Genomic DNA, 1,781 nt, shown 5'->3' with positions numbered 1-1,781 from the left:
CGTTGCCGGGGTCAGTGCAGGGTGCCGGCGGTGGTGCGCAGGTCGGTGGTGGTGCTCAGGGCCGTGCGCACGACCAGCTCCAGCGCCCTGGCCGTGGTGGCGACGGGCAGGCTGGGGTGGTCGCGGCCCTCGGCCTGCTCCGGCGAGAACGGCACGTGCACGAACCCCGCGCGCACGTCCGGGTGCTCGGTCGCGACCAGGTGCATGAGCCCGTAGAACACGTGGTTGCACACGAACGTGCCCGCCGAGTGCGACACCGACGCCGGGATGCCCTCAGCCTGGAGCGCGGCGACGCACGCCTTCACCGGGAGGCCGGTGAAGTAGGCCGCCGGCCCGCCGGGCACCACCGGCTCGTCGATGGGCCGCGCGCCCGCGTTGTCCGGGATCCGTGCGTCGTCCAGGTTCACCGCGACGCGCTCCGGCGTGACACCGGCCCGTCCACCCGCCTGGCCGACGCACACGACCAGGTCGTAGCGCCGGGCCGCGAGGGCGTCGCGCAACGCGGTGAGCGAGTCTCCGAACACGCACGGCAGGCGCAGGGTCGTCAACCGGTAACCGTCCGGTCGCACCGCGTCGACCGCGTCCCACGAGGGGTTGGTGTCCTCGCCGTCGAACGGTTCGAAGCCCGTCAGCAGTACGTCCACTCGGGCAGACTAGAACGTGTGGTCGACATCCGGGAACGCCGCACCAAGCGCAGGGGGACGACGTTCCTGCTGGTCGTGGCGGCCATCGCGTTCGTGCTCGCCGCCCTCACGCGGCTGCTCGGCATCGACGGGACGCGCCACATGGTCGCGACGACGGCGCTGACGCCCTACCTGACGGCGGCCGGTGTGGTGCTGGCGGTGCTCGCGCTGCTGCTGCGGCGCTGGGCGGTGGGCACGGTGACGTCGCTGCTCGCGGTCGTGCTGGTGGCGGCCGTCGCGCCCCGCGCGTTCCCCGACTCGCGGCCGGTGGGCGTGGGCCGGGACGTGACCGTGATGTCGGCGAACCTGCTGGTCGGCAAGGCGGAGGCGGAGGCCGTGGTGGCGGCGGTCAAGGCGCACCGCGTCGACGTGCTCGCCGTGCAGGAGCTGACGCCGGCGATGGTCCGCGACTTCGAGCGGGCCGGCCTGGACGACGTGCTGCCGTACCGGCACTTCCTGGACGAGCCGGGCGGCTCGGGCTCGGGCATCGCGTCCCGCTACCCGCTGTCCCCGCGCACGCTCACCCCGCCGAGCACGTTGCGGCAGGCCGGCGCGCTGGTCGACCTGCCCGGCGAGGAGGACCTGGAGGTCGTGTCGGTGCACCCGCTGCCGCCGGTGGTCGAGGCCGGGCCGGAGAGCTGGCAGCGGGACCTGGCGGGCCTGCCCGAGCGCGAGCTGGACGAGCCGGTGCGGGTGCTGGCGGGCGACTTCAATGCCACCCTGGACCACGTCGGCCTGCGCCGGCTGCTCAGCAGCGGGTACGTGGACGCGGCGGACGAGGTCGGCGCGGGCCTGCACCCGACCTGGCCGTCCGGTGGCGCGCTGTGGCCGCCGCCGGTGGCCATCGACCACGTGCTGGTGGACGGCCGGTGCCCGGTGGACTCGTTCGCCGTGGTGGACGTCCCCGGCTCGGACCACCGGGCGGTGGTCAGCCGATTCGTCGTGCCAGCTCGGTGAGCGCCTCCAGCGCGCCCAGCGGCAGCGACACCCCGCGCCCGTGCCGCACCTCCGGCTCGCGCGGGTTGACCCTGATCAGCGCGCCCGACGCGGCGGCGGCCAGCTCGGCCTGACGGCGCACGGTCGGCACGGCCAGGCCCG

At 75.1% G+C, this 1,781-nt stretch carries 2 protein-coding genes and 1 pseudogene; 1 reads left to right on the top strand and 2 read right to left on the bottom strand.

Translation table 11 applies throughout. The features are described from left to right. Positions 1-11: 11 nt before the first annotated feature. Complete coding sequence (pcp, locus tag AB0G02_RS38300; RefSeq protein WP_360804837.1) at positions 12-644, bottom strand: pyroglutamyl-peptidase I; 633 nt, start codon at positions 642-644, stop codon at positions 12-14. Positions 645-662: 18 nt separating this feature from the next. On the opposite strand from pcp, the gene AB0G02_RS38295 reads away from it, so the two are divergent. After that, the gene (locus AB0G02_RS38295; RefSeq protein ID WP_360804834.1) at positions 663-1,640 is read left to right on the top strand and encodes an endonuclease/exonuclease/phosphatase family protein; all 978 of its coding nucleotides are present in this window, start codon (positions 663-665) and stop codon (positions 1,638-1,640) included. Here AB0G02_RS38295 and AB0G02_RS38290 read toward each other — a convergent pair. Next, positions 1,612-1,781 (bottom strand): annotated as a pseudogene (locus AB0G02_RS38290) (NAD-dependent protein deacetylase); the annotation flags it as partial. The gene AB0G02_RS38295 and the pseudogene AB0G02_RS38290 overlap by 29 nt on opposite strands.

The sequence above is a fragment of the Actinosynnema sp. NPDC023658 genome, from assembly GCF_040639995.1.
Classification (GTDB): domain Bacteria; phylum Actinomycetota; class Actinomycetes; order Mycobacteriales; family Pseudonocardiaceae; genus Actinosynnema.
The sequence above is the reverse complement of the archived record's forward strand: the minus strand, read 5'-3'. Positions and strand labels throughout refer to the sequence as shown.